Annotated in this window: 1 protein-coding gene; it reads left to right on the forward strand. The window is 69.6% G+C overall.

Annotation, left to right across the window (positions count from 1 at the left end; all coding sequences use genetic code 11):
* Positions 1–118 precede the first annotated feature (118 nt).
* Complete coding sequence (locus DDF78_RS11615) at positions 119–1294, forward strand: IS1249 family transposase (protein WP_152581858.1); 1176 nt, start codon at positions 119–121, stop codon at positions 1292–1294.
* Positions 1295–1300: the final 6 nt, after the last annotated feature.

Here is a 1300-nt window from a genome sequence, read left to right on the forward strand (position 1 = left end):
GGGTTATAGGAACAAACGTGTTGGTTGTGTTTGGGGTTTGGCTTTGCGTCTGTAGGCGTGTCGGGGTGCTGTTTTTTCGCGGGGAGAATAGGGGGCCTGCCGGGTACTGCTGAGTTGGGTGAGAACTCGATCCGGGAGAGCGAGGAAGCGCCCGCTGTGCGGCGGGCCGATGCAGAAATACGGGCGTGCGGCGTCTGGCCGCCAGCGTTGGAGGTGCCGGGCATGCAGGCTGAGCATGGTCGCCGGGAACGGCGGTGCCCGGCGGGTGCGCGAGCTGGAGTCGTTCGTCTCCTGGCTGCGGGGCGGGCGCACGCAGGAGGAGTGCGGCGGGCGCGGCTTCCGCAGGCGCGTCGCGTGGCGCTGGCAGGTGGAGCCGCTCATAGCGTTGCCTGCGACGAGGCGGCACGTGCCCATGGCGGACGGCGCCTACATCTCGCATAATCGCTGCCTGCTCGTCCTGATGGACGGCGTCACGGGCGAGGTGGCGCGCTTCCGGTGGTGCGCGCATGAGACGATCGCCGCCTACCGCGCCCTGTTGCATGGCGTGCCCGCCCCCGACGTATTGGCCGGCGACGGCATGCGCGGCATGGAGACGGCCGCCCGGGCCGAATGGCCGGACGCCCGGCTGCAGCGCTGCCTGGCGCACGTGCAGCGCGACACGCGCCGCGACCTGACCATGCATCCCAGGACGCAGGCCGGGCGGGAGCTCAGAAAACTCTCATTGAAGCCCGCCAGGGTCAGGACGGCCGAGCAGGCGGCCCAATGGGCGGAGGCGCTCAACGCATGGCACGAACGCTGGCGCGGCCTCGTGGGCGAGCGGACCACCGCCAAGCAGGACCCGGGAAGCCCCGAGGCATTGGCGGGGCGCAAGTGGTGGTGGACGCATGAGCGGCTGCGCCGCTCCTGCAAGCGGTCCGAGAGGCTGTTCCGCGACGGGCGGCTGTTCGCCCATCTGGACCCCAGGCTCCCTGAGGGCGGGCCGGCGCCGGGCACCACGAACCGATTGGAAGGCGGCGTCAACTCCCCGATCAGGCGGATCCTTGTGAACCACCGGGGCATGATCCAGGCGCACATGATGCGCGCGTGCGAATACGAATGCTTCATGCGAAGCCCCGGCCCCGACCTCAAGGCGCTGCCCGAAGCCCACGAGACGCGGGAGAGGACGCGGGCCTCGGCCAAAGCGCAGCAGGAACGGGAAAGCGAACGGCATACCGGCGACGAGCCAGCCCCGGGCAGCGGCGTCGACTGGAACGAACTGCACGCCAGCACCCCATACCCCAACAACACCAGCTAAAAACCA

Origin of the sequence: Bifidobacterium tibiigranuli (assembly GCF_009371885.1) — a bacterium.
Classification (GTDB): domain Bacteria; phylum Actinomycetota; class Actinomycetes; order Actinomycetales; family Bifidobacteriaceae; genus Bifidobacterium; species Bifidobacterium tibiigranuli.